12 protein-coding genes are annotated in these 15,521 nt (G+C 69.5%); 7 read left to right on the forward strand and 5 right to left on the reverse strand.

The window, feature by feature from the left end:
* Together QOL99_RS07910 and QOL99_RS07915 are read right to left on the reverse strand one after the other, a co-directional pair.
* Positions 1-558 (reverse strand): thiamine pyrophosphate-binding protein (locus QOL99_RS07910; RefSeq protein ID WP_285522822.1); only part of this gene is annotated, 558 nt, incomplete at its 3' end.
* A 335-nt stretch (positions 559-893) separates the two neighbouring features.
* The gene (locus tag QOL99_RS07915; protein WP_285522823.1) at positions 894-1,193 is read right to left on the reverse strand and encodes a hypothetical protein; all 300 of its coding nucleotides are present in this window, start codon (positions 1,191-1,193) and stop codon (positions 894-896) included.
* A 73-nt stretch (positions 1,194-1,266) separates the two neighbouring features.
* Between QOL99_RS07915 and ilvD the strand changes: the two genes are divergently transcribed.
* From ilvD to leuB, 7 genes are all read left to right on the forward strand, one after another.
* A complete protein-coding gene (gene ilvD / locus QOL99_RS07920) occupies positions 1,267-3,024 on the forward strand; it encodes a dihydroxy-acid dehydratase (protein WP_285522825.1) in 1,758 nt (585 codons plus the stop codon).
* A gap of 15 nt (positions 3,025-3,039) precedes the next feature.
* Complete coding sequence (locus QOL99_RS07925) at positions 3,040-3,573, forward strand: hypothetical protein (RefSeq protein ID WP_285522826.1); 534 nt, start codon at positions 3,040-3,042, stop codon at positions 3,571-3,573.
* A 229-nt stretch (positions 3,574-3,802) separates the two neighbouring features.
* On the forward strand, positions 3,803-5,092 hold the full coding sequence (locus QOL99_RS07930; RefSeq protein WP_285522827.1) for a 3-isopropylmalate dehydratase large subunit: 1,290 nt from the start codon (positions 3,803-3,805) through the stop codon (positions 5,090-5,092).
* Between the two features lie 221 nt (positions 5,093-5,313).
* Positions 5,314-5,616 (forward strand): hypothetical protein, encoded by a 303-nt coding sequence (locus tag QOL99_RS07935; protein WP_285522828.1) that lies wholly within the window; start codon positions 5,314-5,316, stop codon positions 5,614-5,616.
* Entirely contained in the window at positions 5,613-5,975 is a 363-nt protein-coding gene (locus QOL99_RS07940; protein WP_285522829.1) for a hypothetical protein, read from the forward strand. Before QOL99_RS07935 ends, QOL99_RS07940 begins: the two co-directional genes overlap by 4 nt.
* Positions 5,976-5,992: 17 nt before the next feature.
* A complete protein-coding gene (locus QOL99_RS07945; RefSeq protein WP_285522830.1) occupies positions 5,993-6,565 on the forward strand; it encodes a 3-isopropylmalate dehydratase small subunit in 573 nt (190 codons plus the stop codon).
* Positions 6,558-7,613, forward strand: a complete 1,056-nt coding sequence (gene leuB / locus QOL99_RS07950; protein ID WP_285522832.1) for a 3-isopropylmalate dehydrogenase — start codon at positions 6,558-6,560, stop codon at positions 7,611-7,613. The genes QOL99_RS07945 and leuB overlap by 8 nt, the downstream gene beginning before the upstream one ends.
* 259 nt (positions 7,614-7,872) lie before the next feature.
* Here the strand turns inward: leuB and QOL99_RS07955 are convergent, their stop codons facing one another.
* From QOL99_RS07955 to QOL99_RS07965, 3 genes are all read right to left on the reverse strand, one after another.
* Positions 7,873-9,342 carry a glutamate synthase subunit beta gene (locus tag QOL99_RS07955; protein ID WP_285522833.1) on the reverse strand — a complete coding sequence of 490 codons (1,470 nt, stop codon included), beginning with the start codon at positions 9,340-9,342 and terminating at the stop codon, positions 7,873-7,875.
* A 23-nt stretch (positions 9,343-9,365) separates the two neighbouring features.
* Complete coding sequence (locus QOL99_RS07960) at positions 9,366-14,093, reverse strand: glutamate synthase-related protein (RefSeq protein WP_285522834.1); 4,728 nt, start codon at positions 14,091-14,093, stop codon at positions 9,366-9,368.
* A 464-nt stretch (positions 14,094-14,557) separates the two neighbouring features.
* Complete coding sequence (locus QOL99_RS07965; RefSeq protein WP_285522835.1) at positions 14,558-14,995, reverse strand: WD40 repeat domain-containing protein; 438 nt, start codon at positions 14,993-14,995, stop codon at positions 14,558-14,560.
* Positions 14,996-15,521 lie beyond the last annotated feature (526 nt).

Genomic DNA, 15,521 nt, shown 5'->3' on the forward strand with positions numbered 1-15,521 from the left:
GGGGGCGGGCGCCTCGGGCGCGGCCTGCGGGCCGTGGACCTCGCCCGAGAAGGCCGCGAGCTGCACGTCCTTGGGGATGTCCACCAGCACCGGGCCGGGGCGCCCCGAGCGGGCGATGCGGATCGCCTCGGCCACGACGCGCGGCAGGTCGTCCGCCTCCTGCACCACGTAGTTGTGCTTGGTAATGGGGAGGGTGATCCCGGTGATGTCGGCTTCCTGAAAGGCGTCGGTGCCCATCAGGTGCCGGGCCACGTTCCCGGTGATCGCCAGCAGCGGCACCGAGTCCATCATCGCGTCGGCCAGGCCGGTCACCAGGTTGGTGGCACCCGGCCCACTCGTCGCCAGGCACACGCCGAGGTCGCCGGTCACCTTGGCCCAGCCTTCCGCCGCGTGAATCGCGCCCTGCTCGTGCCGCGCGAGGATATGGCGGATGTCCGGAAAGAGGGTCAGCGCGTCATACACCGGCATGATCGCGCCGCCGGGATAGCCGAAGACGGTCCCCACGCCGTGCGCGGCGAGCGTCTGCCAGAGGGCCTGGGCGCCGTTGGGAGGGGTCATGGCCGGCTCCGCGCAGGGTGGGTCCAGGCAGGGTGGGTCCGGGGCTGCGGGTGGGGCTGGGGACGAATGCTCATCTCTTGACCTCCTGTGACCTGCTGTGCGCTGGGAACGAAAAATCCCGCCCTCTGGTTGGGGACGGGGTTTGCGGGAGCAACGCGCGGACGCTCAGCCTCCAGAAACCCCGGGGCCAAGAAGAAGCGCGATCACGGTGCGCGGCGGCATAGCAGCACCGTACGGCGCGGGCGGGGGCCGGGCACGGCGGTGACCTAGACGAGTGGGGCAGTGTAGGGGGGGGCAGGCCCGGAGCAGCGCCCAATGGCTGATGCTGAATCCGGTCATACGTAGATCGGCACCAGAAACCACGCCGCCACGCCGCCCAGCAGCACCCCCAGCGCCCCACCCAGCACGGCGGCCCTGCCCGTGCTTTCCGGCCTGAGCCGCAGCGCGAGCAGCGTCAGGACTGCCCCGGCCCCGATCAGCCCGCCCGACACTGCCTGAAAGCTGTCAACCCTCTCTCCTACGGTGAGGCCCGGCAGGGCAGAGCCGACCAGCACATGCAGTCCCAGCGTCAGGAAGAAGATGGGAAAGCCCACGCTGAAGGCGAGTAGAAAGCGGCGGTCACGGGCGCGGATCATGGAATGCGCCCCAAGCTAGCACCCGTCTGATCAACTGCCTGTCCCCGCCTTGCCCACCGCGTTAGGGTGGTCTATGGGAGACTCCGCGCCAGCACGCCGCAGCGACACCATCAAGTCGGGCTTCGAACGCGCCCCGCACCGCAGCCTGCTGCGGGCGACCGGGGTGATCGAGCGCGAGAGCGATTTCGGCAAGCCCTTTATTGCCGTGTGCAACAGCTACATCGACATTATTCCGGGGCACGTGCATTTGCAGGAGTTCGGGCGGGTGGTCAAGGCGGCGGTCCGGGAGGCGGGCGGCATTCCCTTCGAGTTCAACACCATTGGCGTGGACGACGGCATCGCGATGGGCCACGCGGGCATGAAGTACAGCCTGCCCAGCCGCGAACTGATCGCGGACTCGGTGGAGACGGTCGTGCAGGCGCACCAGTTCGACGCGATGATCTGCATTCCCAACTGCGACAAGATCGTCCCGGGAATGCTGATGGGCGCGATGCGCTGCGACATCCCCACCATCTTCGTGAGCGGCGGGCCGATGCTGCGCGGCCTCACGAAGGCGGGGCGGCGGGTGGACCTCGCCTCGGTCTTTGAGGGGGTGGGGGCCTTCCAGGCGGGCCGGATGGGTGCCGACGAACTGCGCGAGCTCGAGGAACAGGCCTGCCCCACCTGCGGGAGCTGCTCGGGGATGTTCACCGCCAACTCGATGAACTGCCTGTGCGAGGCGCTGGGAATGAGCCTGCCGGGGAACGGGACCATTCCGGCGACCGATCCCCGGCGGCATGAGCTGGCACGGGCGGCGGCGAGGCAACTGCTGGTGCTGCTGGAGCGCGGCATCACCCCCCGCCAGATCGTGACCGCCGAGGCCATCGACAACGCCTTCGCCCTCGACATGGCGATGGGCGGATCGACGAACACGGTGCTGCATACCCTCGCCATCGCGCACGAGGTGGGGGTGGAGTATCCCCTCTCCCGGCTCAACGAGGTGTCCGACCGGGTGGCGAACCTGTGCAAGATCGCGCCCAGCAGCGACTTTCACATTCAGGATCTCGACGAGGTGGGCGGCGTCAGCGTGATCCTGCGCGAGCTGTTCCAGCGGGAAGGCATCCTGCACCGGGGCTGCATGACGGCGACCGGGCAGCCGCTGGAAGCCAACGTGGAAGGGGCGCCCGCCCCCGACGGCGACGTGGTGCGGGCCTGGGACAACGCCTACTCGCCCACCGGGGGCTTACGGCTGCTGTTCGGCAACCTCGCGCCGGAGGGGGGCGTGGTGAAGTACGCGGGTGTGGTGCCCGCCATGCGCCGCTTCGAGGGGCCAGCCATCGTCTACGACTCCATGGAGGCCGCCAACGCGGGCATCCTGGGGGGCGAGGTGCGGGCCGGGCACGTCGTCGTGATCCGCTACGAGGGGCCGCAGGGCGGGCCGGGGATGCAGGAGATGCTCTCTCCGACGGCCAACCTCGCCGGGATGGGCCTGGGCGAGAGCGTCCTGCTGCTCACCGACGGCCGCTTCAGCGGAGCCACGCGCGGCGGCTCCATCGGCCACGTCTCGCCGGAAGCGAGCGCGGGCGGTCCCATCGCCCTCGTGCAAAACGGCGACCGCATCCGGGTGGACATGGACGCCGGAACGCTCGACCTGCTCGTCTCCGGGGAGGAACTGGCGCGGCGGCGGGCAGGGTGGAAGCCCGTTGTCAAACCCATTCCCGGAAAGTGGCTCAAGCGCTATGCCCGGCTGGTCACCAGTGGGAGCCGGGGAGCGGTGCTGGACGATGGGACGGGGCCGCTGGCCGCCGCGCCTCTCCCCCGGCGTCAGGTGGAAAGCAGCCCCCAGCGGTAGGCTCAGCCTGTGCGCGTGAACTCTGCTTTGCTCGTGCTGGGCGTGCTGGGGGGCCTGCTCCTCGGTGTGCCCCTGCTGCTGGTCGGCGGCTACATCTGGCAGGCGGGGCTGGACCTCCGCTCGCCGTCGTCCAGCCGCGAGTGGATCAGCCTGTGCGCCCGTGGCCGCGAGGACCTCTTCTGCAAGGCGGCGAACCGGGTGGTGCGGCGGGAGGTGCCCGGCCCCTTCGCCCTGATCTATCCCGGCGTCACGGGGGACCGCGACCTCAAGGCGACGCTGACCGTCTGGAAGGGACGCCTCCCCACGGCGGACGAACTGGAAGCGCTGGTCCGCGCCAACCTCTTCGTGGGGCCGGGCCTGAAGACGGGCCAGATGCGCTCGCTGGACGGGCAGGTGCGGCGGGTGACCTGCGGGGCAGGTGAGCTGGCACGCTGCCGGGTCGGGCCGCTGGAGGTCTATCCGCATACCCGGCCGGGCCGTGCGGACGACGGGCGGGTCTATCTCCCGTCCGGACGTGACCGGACCCAGACGTTCCTGCCGCCCCGCTGACCCCGGCCCGAACAGACGTGGCTTGAGCAGACAGGCTCTTCTCTGCCCCGCCCCCGCCCCGGTAGGCTGCCCACATGTTCACCGTTCCCGGCCACAGCGGAGGCGCCCCCAGCGGGCAGCTTCTTCTTGGGTGGGGGCGCTGAGCGCGAGCACCCGCGTTCACCACCGGCCCCTGGAGTCCACACGGCTCCGGGGGCCTTCCTTTTTCTCCCGCAGGAGGTCTTTGCAGATGGGCATGACGATGGCACAGAAGATTCTGGCGGCGCACAGCGGCCACGCGGCTGTGGTTCCGGGGCAACTGATCGAGTGCACGACCGACCTCGTGCTCTGCCACGAGATCACCACCCCGGCGGCCCTGCGAATGCTGGAGGAACGCGGCATGAACCGGGCGTTCGACCCCGAAAAGATCGTGGCGATTCCCGACCACTCGGTGCCCGCCATGAACATCAAGGCCGCGAAGATGTACCAGAAGCTCAAATCCTGGGTGCAGGAACAGGGCATCCGCCACTTCTACGACGTGGGGCGCGGCGGCATCGCCCACGTGGTGCTGGAGAACAGCGGCCTGCTGCGGCCCGGGCAGACGCTGGTGAGCGGCGACTCGCACACCTGCAACGGCGGGGCGCTGGGGGCCTTTGCCACCGGGGTCGGCAGCACCGACCTCGCCGGGGCGATCTACGCGGGCCGGGTGTGGTTCAAGGTGCCGGAAACCATGCTGATCCGGGTCACCGGGGAGATGCAGCCGGGCGTCACGCCAAAAGACCTCGTGCTGGAGGTTATCAAGCGCATCGGCGCAGATGGCGCGAACTACCTGGCGATGGAATGGACCGGGGACACCATCGACCGGATGGACATGGAGGGCCGCTTCACCCTGACGAACATGGCGATCGAGGCGGGCGGCAAGACCGGGATCATCGCGGTGGACGACACGGCGCGAGCCTACCTCGCCGCGCGGGGCGTCACGCCGGACCAGTACACCGAGTACGCCTCCGACCCCGACGCGCCGTACAAGGTCGTGATCGAGCTGGACGCCTCGCAGGTCGAGCCGACCGTCGCCTACCCGCACATCCCCAGTAACGGACGGGTGGCGGGCACCGACCCCATTCCGGTCACGCACGCCTACGTGGGGAGCTGCACGAACGGGCGCATCACGGACCTGCGCGAGGTGGCCCATATCCTGCGGGGGCGCCGGGTCGCGGACGGCGTGCAGATGATCGTGGTCCCCGCAACCCAGGCGATCTGGAAGCAGGCCGCGCAGGAGGGGCTGCTGGAGGTCTTCGTGGAGGCGGGCGCCAGCGTGAGCTACCCGAGCTGCGGCGCCTGCCTGGGGATGCACTCGGGCGTGCTGGGACCGGACGACGTGTGCATCTCCAGCTCCAACCGCAACTTCGTCGGAAGGATGGGCGACCCCTCGGCGCAGATCTACCTCGCCTCGCCCGCGACGGTGGCGGCGAGCGCAGTGGCGGGCGTGATCTCGGACCCGCGCGAGTATGCCACGGGTGGGCCGAGTGCGGCGGACTGAGGGAGGCGAGAATGACCCCTGCCTCTCTTCCTCGTGACGGCTCTCGCTGCCCTGAGCCTCTGGAGCCTGATCCGCCCCGAGTAGCCCGTGCGAGCGGTCGGCGCCTTCCTGCTAGGCGGGGTGCTGGGGAGTGGGATCTGGTTCGGCCTGTTTGGACTCGGCGGACTGATCTGAAACGGGAGTGCGGCGTTGCTATGGGGCGCGGGGGGACAGAATGAGCCATGCCCCGTGCCCTCATGCTGATCTTCCGTGGCCTGCTGGGCGCCGTCGTCCTCGGGTATCCGCTGTTCCTGAGTTTCGCCGTTCTATTGGCGAGCCTTGCAACCGCGAACATAGCCACATACTGGTTCTACCCGTGGGGCCTGCTCCTGGCTGCCTCTCCTCTGCTCGTCTTGCTGATTCTGGCCGTCGTCTGGCTGCGCCGCCCTGCCGAAATCTGGCGTTTTCACGGCGCTTTTCTACTGGGCGGGGTTCTGGGCGGCGCGTTCTGGTTCAGCCGGTTCGGGCTAGCGGGGCTGGTGTGAGCGCTTTTTTCGGCGTGGGCCTGCTCCTTAACCTCGCGTGGATGGCCCTCGGGCTGCGGCAGGTGCGAGCGGTAGAACGCCCGGCGATGCTGGGGACGGCTGCGGGGCTGCTGATCGTGGCCGGACTGCTGGCTCTCTTTACCGTGCGCGAAATGCCGATGGCCGCCCACCTCACCTACCCGATCAGCCTGATCCTGTGGCCCGCCTTTCTGGCGCTCTGCCTCGTCGCTGGCCTGGTGTTCCTGCTGCGGAACAACTGGGCGCGGGGCTGGCCGCTGCTGGGGCTGCCCGTATCCGCCCTTCTCGCCCTGTTGATTCTGGCCCCGCTGCGGACGGCGGCGGGCCTGCCGCCCTTTTGAGTCCTCAAGGAGTCTCCATGCCCAGAGTCCACGTCTTTGGCCGCGACCACATCAACACCGACGAGATCATCCCCGCGCGGCACCTCACCAGCGACGTGGAGAGTGAATTGGCCCGCTACGCGATGGAGGACTACGACCCCAGCTTCGTGCGGCGGGTGCAGCCGGGCGACCTCGTGGTGGCCGGGGCCGACTTCGGCTGCGGCTCCAGCCGCGAACATGCCGTCTGGGCCCTGCGCGGAGCCGGGGTGGGGGCCGTGATCGCGCCCAACTTCGCCCGCATCTTCTACCGCAACGCGATCAACAACGGCTTTCTGGCGCTGGAGTGCGCGGGGATCGTGGAAGCCTTTCAGGACGGCGACGAGGCCGACCTCGACCTCGCGGGCGGCACGATCACCAACGCCCGCAGCGGGCAACGGCTCAGTTTCGTGCCCGTCCCGCAGTTCGCGCTCGACGTGCAGAAAGCGGGCGGCTGGCTGGAATACATGCGTGAGGCGGACGCGGCCGCAGCCGGAACGTTGAACACCCCCAGCACCGGGGCCGGACACGGCCACCCCGCAACCCCCACCCCCCAGGAGGACCCCCATGCCTAAAATCGTCACGCTGCCCGGAGACGGGATCGGCCCCGAGGTCACCGCCGCCGCCGTGCGGGTGCTGCGCGAGGTCGCGCCCGATCTGGTGATCGAGGAACATCTCATCGGGGGGGCGGCCATCGAGCAGACCAGCGACCCCTTTCCCGCCGCGACCCGCGACGCCGTGCGGGAGGCCGACGCCGTGCTGCTGGGCACGGTGGGCGGGCCGCAGGACTCGCCCTGGAACCGCCTGCCGCGCCCGCAGCGGCCCGAGTCCGGCCTGCTGGGGCTACGGCGGGCGATGGGCTGCTACGCCAACCTGCGCCCGGTGCGGGTGCTGCCGGGGCTGGAGCACCTCTCGCCGCTGAGGCCTGAGCTGGCGCGCGGGGTGGACATCCTGATCGTGCGCGAGCTGCTGGGCGGCCTCTATTTCGACGGGGACCGGCGGCTAGACGGGGACTCGGCCCACAACACCATGCGCTACACACGCGCCGAGGTCGAGCGGGTGGCGCGGGTGGCCTTCTGGGCGGCCGGGCAGCGGCGGGGCCGGGTGACCTCGGTGGACAAGGCCAACGTACTGGAAGTCTCAGAGCTGTGGCGCAGCGCCGTGCAGGACGTCCACGACCGCAAGTACCGCGACCTGCACCTGAACCACGAGTACGTGGACAGCGTGGCGATGCTGCTGGTGTCCAACCCGGGACGCTACGACGTGGTCCTGACCGAGAACCTGTTCGGGGACATCCTCTCGGACCTCGCGGCGGTGATTCCGGGCAGCCTGGGTCTGATGCCCTCGGCCAGCCTGGGGGACGGGGCGGGGCTGTTCGAGCCGATCCACGGTTCGGCCCCCGACATCGCCGGGCAGGAGGTGGCGAACCCTGCCGCCGCGATCCTGAGCGCGGCCATGCTGCTGCGGCACGGGCTGAATCGCCCGGCGGCCGCCAACCACGTCGAGGGCGCGGTGGCGCGGGCCTTGCGGGCCGGGCCGACCGCTGACCTGGGGGGCCGCGCGAGCACGGGCGCCTTCACGGACGCCGTGCTGGAAAACCTGCAGGTCGTGAGCGGGGCGTAGGGCGGGAACCCGGGCGGACAGGCCCGGGCCTTCCGCCGATCACATGGACCTGTCGGCGGGATAGCGGACGGCCCGGCGGCGCTGCCCGGCCTCGTTCAGGCGCGGGGTGGTGTTGACCGACAGGCCCACCGTCCCGAACGCCGAGACGCCCTGAGGCTCTTGGTCCCTGTCACCACCTACCCGGCAGACGAATCAGGCGGAGTGAGACAAGGGCAACAGAGCGGCTCAGGTACGAACAGCTCCGTTCCCCCTGGAAAGCTCAGCGCGGCAGTTCGCTCGCTCCCATCAGGAACTCGTCCACGGCCCGCGCCGCCTGCCGCCCCTCGCGGATGGCCCAGACGACGAGAGACTGACCCCGGCGCATGTCGCCCGCCGCGAAGACGCCGGGGACGCTGGTGACGTAGCCTCCCACCTCGTCGGTGCCCGCCCTGGCATTGCCGCGCGGGTCGCGCTCGACGCCGAACACGTCGAGAATGCTCCCCACCGGGCTGACAAAGCCCATCGCCAGCAGCACGAGGTCGGCTTTCAGAATCTCCTCGCTGCCGGGAATCTCGGTCATCTGGCCGCCCTGCCACTCCAGGCGCACGGTCCTGAGGGCCGTGACGTGTCCGTCCTCGCCCAGAAACTCCTTCGTGGCGATGGCGAACTCGCGCTCGCCGCCCTCCTCGTGGCTCGACGACGTGCGGAGCTTGTGCGGCCAGTAGGGCCAGGTCAGCCCCTTGTTCTCGTGCTCGGGGGGCATGGGGAGCAACTCGAACTGGGTGACGCTGGCGGCGCCGTGGCGGTGCGAGGTGCCCAGGCAGTCGGAGCCCGTGTCGCCGCCGCCGATCACGACGACGTGCTTGCCCCCGGCGTGAATCTGTCCCTCCACCCGGTCGCCCGCATTCACCCGGTTCTGCCCTGGCAGGAACTCCATGGCGAAGTGGACGCCCCTGAGGTCCCGCCCCGGCACCGGCAGGTCGCGCGGCTGTTCGGCCCCGCCCGCCAGGAGCACGGCGCCAAACCCGGCGCGGAGCTCCTCCGGGGAGACAGTCTCCCGCGCGAGGTTGGTCACCTTCGACCCCTCCGGCAGCTCGCCCACCAGAACGCCCGTACGGAAGGTCACGCCCTCGGCTTCCATCTGACGGATGCGGCGGTCGATCAGCCCCTTTTCCAGCTTGAAGTCGGGGATGCCGTAGCGCAGCAGGCCGCCCGGTCGGTCGTTCTTCTCGAAGACCGTCACGTCATGCCCGGCGCGGGCGAGTTGCTGAGCGGCGGCCAGCCCCGCCGGGCCGGAGCCGATCACCGCGACCCTTTTCCCGGTCTTGAAAGGAGGCGGCTGGGGCGTCACCCACCCCTCCTCCCAGGCGTGGTCGATGATCGCCCGCTCGATGGACTTGATGCCCACCGGCTCGTCGCTCGTGAGGTTCAGGGTGCAGGCGGCCTCGCAGGGGGCGGGGCAGATGCGCCCGGTGAACTCGGGGAAGTTGTTCGTCGCGTGCAGCGCGTCGATGGCCCGGCGCCAGTCGTTGCGGTAGACGAGGTCGTTCCAGTCGGGAATCAGGTTGCCCACCGGGCAGCCGTTGTTGCAAAACGGGATGCCGCAGTCCATGCAGCGGGCGGCCTGCACCCGCGACTGCTCGACGGTCAATTCATGGACGAATTCGTTGTGGTTCCGCAGGCGCGCGTCGATGGGCTCGTAGGCCTCCCTCACGCGCCGGTATTCCAGAAAGCCGGTGACTTTTCCCATGTCCGCTCCTCAACTCCTCAGCTTCACTTCGTCAGAACGCCCTGTCCGGTGGGCTGGCCGACCTCGGCGGGTCCGCGCCCCGCCTCCCGGCCCAGGTCGCCCAGCGCCCGCTCGTACTCGCGCGGGAAGACCTTGACGAACCGTGGCAGCGTCTCCTCCCAGCCGTCGAGGAGTTCGCTGGCCCGCAGCGATCCCGTCCAGCGGTGGTGCTCCTCGATCAGCGCCCGGAGCTGCGCCTCGTCCGTCTGGCCGCGGTGCCAGAAGCGGCGCTCGATGCTGGCCTCCTGCTCGGCGCCCGGCACCACCCGGTCGAGGGACACCATCGCCGCGTTGCAGCGGGAGGCGAACTGGCCGTCCTCGTCGTACACGTAGGCGATCCCGCCCGACATGCCCGCCGCGAAGTTGCGCCCGGTACGGCCCAGCACGACCACCGTGCCGCCCGTCATGTACTCGCAGCCGTGGTCGCCCGTGCCCTCGACGACCGCCGTCGCCCCCGAGAGCCGCACCGCGAAGCGTTCGCCCGCCACGCCCCGGAAAAACGCCTCGCCCGAGGTCGCGCCGTACAGCACCGTGTTTCCCACGATGATGTTCTTCGTGGCGTCCCCCCGGAAGTCGATGGAGGGCCGCACCACAACCCGCCCGCCCGACAGGCCCTTGCCGGTGTAGTCGTTCGCGTCCCCGATCAGGTAGAGGGTGATTCCGCTCGCCAGGAACGCCCCGAAGCTCTGGCCGCCGTTGCCCTCCATCTGGATGAAGACCGTGTCGTCGGGCAACCCGTCCGGGCGGCGGCGGATCAGCTCGCCGGAGAGCATCGCGCCCACCGTGCGGTTCACGTTGCGTGCGGCTTCCAGCAGCTTGACGGGCTCGCCGCGCTCCAGGGCGGGGCGGCACTTCTCGATCAGGGTCACGTCGAGGGCGCGTTCCAGACCGTGGTCCTGCGTGTCCACGTGGCGGCGGGCCACCCCGGCGGGAACGGCGGGCTGGTGGAACACGCGGCTGAAGTCCAGCCCCCGCGCCTTCCAGTGCTCTACTCCCTTGCGCGTGTCGAGCAGGTCCACCCGCCCGATCAGGTCGTCGAAGCGGCGGATGCCGAGCGACGCCATGAGTTCACGCACCTCCTCCGCCACGAAGAAGAAGTAGTTGATGACGTGCTCGGGTTTGCCCGCGAACTTCTGCCGCAGCACCGGGTCCTGGGTCGCCACCCCCACCGGACAGGTGTTCAGGTGGCATTTGCGCATCATGATGCAGCCCTCGGCGACGAGCGGCGCCGTGGCGAAGCCGAACTCGTCCGCGCCCAGCAGCGCGCCGATCACCACGTCGCGCCCGGTCTTCATCTGCCCGTCGGCCTGAACCCGGATGCGGCCCCGCAGGCGGTTGAGCACCAGCGTCTGCTGCGTCTCCGCGAGGCCGAGTTCCCACGGCGAGCCCGCGTGCTTGATGGAGGACCACGGCGAGGCCCCCGTGCCGCCGTCGTGCCCGGCGATGACCACATGGTCCGCTTTCGCCTTCGCCACACCGGCCGCGACCGTGCCCACGCCGACCTCGGACACCAGCTTCACCGAGACGTCCGCGCGCGGGTTCACGTTCTTGAGGTCGTGGATGAGCTGTGCCAGGTCCTCGATGGAGTAGATGTCGTGGTGCGGGGGAGGTGAGATCAGGCCCACGCCGGGGACGGAGTGGCGCAGCATCCCGATGTACTCGCTGACCTTCCCGCCCGGGAGCTGCCCGCCCTCGCCCGGCTTGGCCCCCTGCGCCATCTTGATCTGGATCTGGTCGGCGGAGACGAGGTATTCCGTCGTCACCCCGAAGCGCCCGGAAGCGACCTGCTTGATCTTCGACCGCAGCGAATCGCCGTCCTGAAGCGCGTAGTCCGCTGGACCCTCGACGCGGCCCTCGCCCAGAATGTCCGCCAGTCGGGTGCCCGCCGTGACCCTGCCGCCCCCCATCTCGTCCCGGTAGCGCGCCGGGTCCTCGCCCCCCTCGCCCGTGTTCGACTTGCCGCCGATGCGGTTCATGGCGACGGCGAGGGTGGTGTGGGCTTCGGTGGAGATGGAGCCCAGGCTCATCGCACCCGTGGCGAAGCGTTTGACGATCTCGGCGGCGGGTTCCACCTCCTCCAGCGAAATCGCTTTTTCCGGGTCCGCCTTCAGCTCGAACAGGCCGCGCAGGGTCATATGCCGCCGCGACTGGTCGTTGATGATCGCCGCGTACTCGCGGTACGTCTCCACCCGGCCCGAACGGGTCGCGTGCTGGAGCTTGGCGACCGCGTCCGGTGTCCACATATGCTCCTCGCCACGCGCCCGCCAGGCGTACTCGCCGCCGAGGTCGAGCATGGAGGCGAGCAGGGGATCGTCGCTGAAGGCCGCCCGGTGCAGCCGCAGCGCCTCCTCCGCGACCTCGAACACGCCGATGCCGCCGACCCCCGTGGAGGTGCCCCGGAAGTACTTCTCGACGAGTTCCTCGCTCAGGCCGATGGCCTCGAAGATCTGGGCGCCGCAGTAGGACATGTACGTGCTGATGCCCATCTTCGACATGATCTTGGACAGGCCCTTGCCCACGCCCTTGATGTAATTGGCGACGGCCTTTTCGGGGGCTTCCGGGTGGAGCTGCTCCAGCGTCTCCAGCGCGAGGTACGGATGAATCGCTTCCGCCCCGTACCCGGCGAGGACCGCGAAGTGGTGGACCTCCCGCGCCGACCCCGTCTCGACGACCAGGCCCGCTGTCGTCCGCAACCCCTGGTGGACGAGGTGCTGGTGGATGGCGGAGAGCGCGAGCACGGCGGGGATGGCGACGTGGTCGCGGTCCATCGCCCGGTCGGTCAGGATCAGGATGTTGTGGCCCTCGCGGACCGCGTCCACCGCCCCCGCCCGCAGCGAGGCGAGGGTGGCCTCCACGCCCTCGGCGCCCCAGGCGGCGGGGTAGCAGATGTTCAGCTCGAAGGGGCGGAACTTCCCACCGGTCTGGGCCTCGATCCCGCGCAGCCGCGCCATGTCCGCGTGGTCGAGGACGGGCTGGGTGACCTCCAGCCGCATGGGGGGGTTCACCGCGTTGATGTCGAGCAGGTTCGGTTTCGGGCCGATAAAGGACACCAGCGACATGACGACCGCTTCCCGGATGGGGTCGATGGGCGGGTTCGTGACCTGCGCGAACAGTTGCCGGAAGTAGTTGTACAGCGGCTTGTTGCGGCTGGAGAGGACCGCCAGCGGCGAGTCGTTGCCCATCGAGCCGATGCCCTCCTCGCCCGCGGCGGCCAGGGGGTCGAGCAGGAACTTCAGGTCCTCCTGGGTGTACCCGAAGGCCTGCTGCCGGTCGAGCAGCGTTTCGCGGAAGGCAGGCACTTCAGCGTCGGCGGCGAGGTTCCCCAGCTCCACCCGCACGTTCTCGATCCACTGCCGGTAGGGTTTGGCCGAGGCGTAGCGCGACTTCAGCTCCTCGTCCTCCAGAATGCGCCCCTCGTCGAGGTCGAGCAGGAACATCCGCCCCGGCTGGAGGCGCCACTTCTTCACGATCCTGGCCTCGGGGACCGGCAGCACGCCCGTCTCCGAGGCCAGGATCACGTGGTCGTCCCGGGTCACGATGTACCGGGCGGGGCGCAGGCCGTTGCGGTCCAGCGTGGCGCCGATCTGCCGCCCATCCGTGAAAACAACCGCGGCGGGGCCATCCCAGGGCTCCATCATCGCCGCGTGGTACTCGTAGAAGGCGCGGCGTTGCGGGTCCATCGCCCCGTGCCCCTCCCACGCTTCCGGAATCAGCATCATCGCGGCGTGGGCCAGGGGATAGCCCGCCATCGTGAGCAGTTCCAGCGCGTTGTCGAAGGTCGCGGTGTCCGATTGCCCGCGCAGGCTGATGGGGTAGAGCTTCTGAAGGTCGTCGCCCAGCACCGGGGACCGCATCACGCCCTCGCGCGCGCGCATCCAGTTGAAGTTGCCCTTGACGGTGTTGATCTCGCCGTTGTGGGCGACCATCCGGTACGGGTGCGCCAGATACCACTCGGGGAAGGTGTTCGTGGAGAAGCGCTGGTGGACGAGCGCCAGCGCCGACACCACCCGTTCGTCCTGAAGGTCGAGGTAGTACTCCCCGACCTGCCCGGCCAGCAAAAGCCCCTTGTAGATCACCGTGCGGCAGGACATGGAGGGCACGTAGTACTCGCGGCCATGGGTGAGCTTCAGCCGCAGGATGGCGAGCGACGCCCGCTTGCGGATCACGTACAGCTTGCGCTCCAGCGCGTCGGGCACCAGGGTGTCGGACCCGTGGCCAATGAACACCTGGCGGATGACGGGCTCCCTGTCCCGCACGGCTAGGGACATGGGCATCTCGCGGTTGACGGGCACGTCGCGCCAGCCCAGCAGGACCTGGCCCTCGGCCCGGATCGCGCGCTCCAGCTCCTGCTCGCAGGCGAGGCGGGAGGCGTGCTCCTTGGGCAGGAAGATCATGCCCACGCCGTAGTCGCCGGGGCGGGGCAGCGTGATGCCCTGCCCCGCCATCTCTGCCCGGTAGAACTCATCGGGAATCTGGATCAGGAGGCCCGCGCCGTCGCCCATCAGTTCGTCGGCGCCGACGGCACCCCGGTGATCGAGGTTCTCAAGAATCTTGAGCCCCTGCATGACGATGCCGTGGGACCTGGTTCCCTTCAGGTGGGCGATAAAGCCGACCCCGCAAGCGTCGTGCTCCTGCTCTTGCCGGTACAGGCCCTGCTGGCTGAGCGCCGCTCTCTCCTGCGGCGTGGGGTGATGCATGGTGTCATGGTCCATCAGGCACTCCTCTCCGGTCGGCGCCAGGCGCTGCGGAGTTAAATCATACAAAGCGTGTATACACACGCCCTTCAGTTGTCCATGTGTGCTCCGTACGCAGAACCCGTTCTAGACAAGTGCCAGCGGTGATCGGTAGGGGCGGTGGGGCTCCTGTGCTGTTTCGTGGGACTATTCACGAATCTGCATAATTTTGAACTCCCGGACACTCGTGGTCCTCGGCGCTCGGCCACCGGGGGGAGCGGGGGCAACAACACGGGAGGGCCTCGCCGGGCCCCCTCGTGTAGACCGTGCTGGGAGCGATTGAACCAGGAATGTCCGGGGATGGGATGAACCCACCAGGCCGGACCAGGAGGCAAGGTCAACATGACGCACTCAGGGTGGCCAGTCGGCCATAGCCCCAACCGCCACCGACCTCTAGCCTGGGTCGGTGCTTCGCCCCGCTCGCCGTTTCTGGCTGAGCCGGTTCAGTCCACCGTGCCGCGCACGTCCCCCACGGCCAGCAGGGTGCCTTGCGGGTTGACGGCCCGCCGCAGCGGGGACAGGCCGGGCAACGGGGACACCAGAACGCGGTCATCCCCCCCCGCGCTGACGAGGACTCCAGGACCGGTCGCCACCGCATTGATGCCCGGCGGATGGACGGCCCCGACCCGCCGGAAGGGGTCCGAGCCCAGGGTGCCCCGCACCAGTTGCGGCTGGGCACAGGCCCCCACAAAGTCCTGTGCGCCCGGCAGGAAGGCGAAGTTCCAGGCCAGCGCCTCGGCCTGCCGAACGGACGTGACCTGTGCCCCGGTCGTCACCCGCCAGAAGCGGAACTCCCCCGTGGCGACGCGGGTGCGGGCGTCGCGCAGCAGCACCCGGCCGCCCCAGGTGGCGAGCCAGCGCCCGTCGGGGCTATAGGCCACGCTGAGGAGGGTGCCGTCACCCACCATGGCAGAGGGCGTCAGCGTGGCTGGCTTGCGTCCACCCTCAATGTCGTGGGGCGGCGGGACAGGAGTCGGGCGTGCCCACCGTCACGTGGCCCCAGGGCTCATCCGCCGGACGTACACTCCGGGGACCCGTCCAGAGGACTGTCATGCCCAGAGAGAAACGACCCCTCCCCAAGTACCGTGGCAGCTACCCGGCGCATCTCGCCACCCAACAGGAATTGAAGGCTGAGGGCCTGCGGCCGGGTCGCTCAGAGCCGGATGCCCTGCTCGAGTACGTTCACGGGGACCGTCACGGCACTTGTGGCTTGCACGAGCGCAAGGCTGCGGTGCCCCTGGACCCGCCCTCGCCAGCCTGAAGCGCAGGCGGGGCTGCTCCGGCGTTCAACCGTGCGTCAGGCTCAGGGGCATGACCCTGGGGGCAGCTGAACCCTGGCGCTCATACCCTGATGGGCGCGTCCCTCAGTACCTGACAGGTTGAGGTTTTTGCTGTACAGGAGCGGGA

Origin of the sequence: Deinococcus rhizophilus, from assembly GCF_030271215.1 — a bacterium.
Lineage (GTDB): Bacteria > Deinococcota > Deinococci > Deinococcales > Deinococcaceae > Deinococcus > Deinococcus rhizophilus.

What these genes read in the sequence shown, in the direction of transcription:
- QOL99_RS07915 (WP_285522823.1), bottom strand. Translation starts at nt 1,193, where the DNA reads ATGATCCGCGCCCGTGACCGCCGCTTTCTACTCGCCTTCAGCGTGGGC.
- leuB (WP_285522832.1), top strand. Translation starts at nt 6,558, where the DNA reads ATGCCTAAAATCGTCACGCTGCCCGGAGACGGGATCGGCCCCGAGGTC.
- QOL99_RS07945 (WP_285522830.1), top strand. Translation starts at nt 5,993, where the DNA reads ATGCCCAGAGTCCACGTCTTTGGCCGCGACCACATCAACACCGACGAG.
- QOL99_RS07930 (WP_285522827.1), top strand. Translation starts at nt 3,803, where the DNA reads ATGGGCATGACGATGGCACAGAAGATTCTGGCGGCGCACAGCGGCCAC.
- QOL99_RS07960 (WP_285522834.1), bottom strand. Translation starts at nt 14,093, where the DNA reads ATGGACCATGACACCATGCATCACCCCACGCCGCAGGAGAGAGCGGCG.
- QOL99_RS07955 (WP_285522833.1), bottom strand. Translation starts at nt 9,342, where the DNA reads ATGGGAAAAGTCACCGGCTTTCTGGAATACCGGCGCGTGAGGGAGGCC.
- QOL99_RS07935 (WP_285522828.1), top strand. Translation starts at nt 5,314, where the DNA reads ATGCCCCGTGCCCTCATGCTGATCTTCCGTGGCCTGCTGGGCGCCGTC.
- ilvD (WP_285522825.1), top strand. Translation starts at nt 1,267, where the DNA reads ATGGGAGACTCCGCGCCAGCACGCCGCAGCGACACCATCAAGTCGGGC.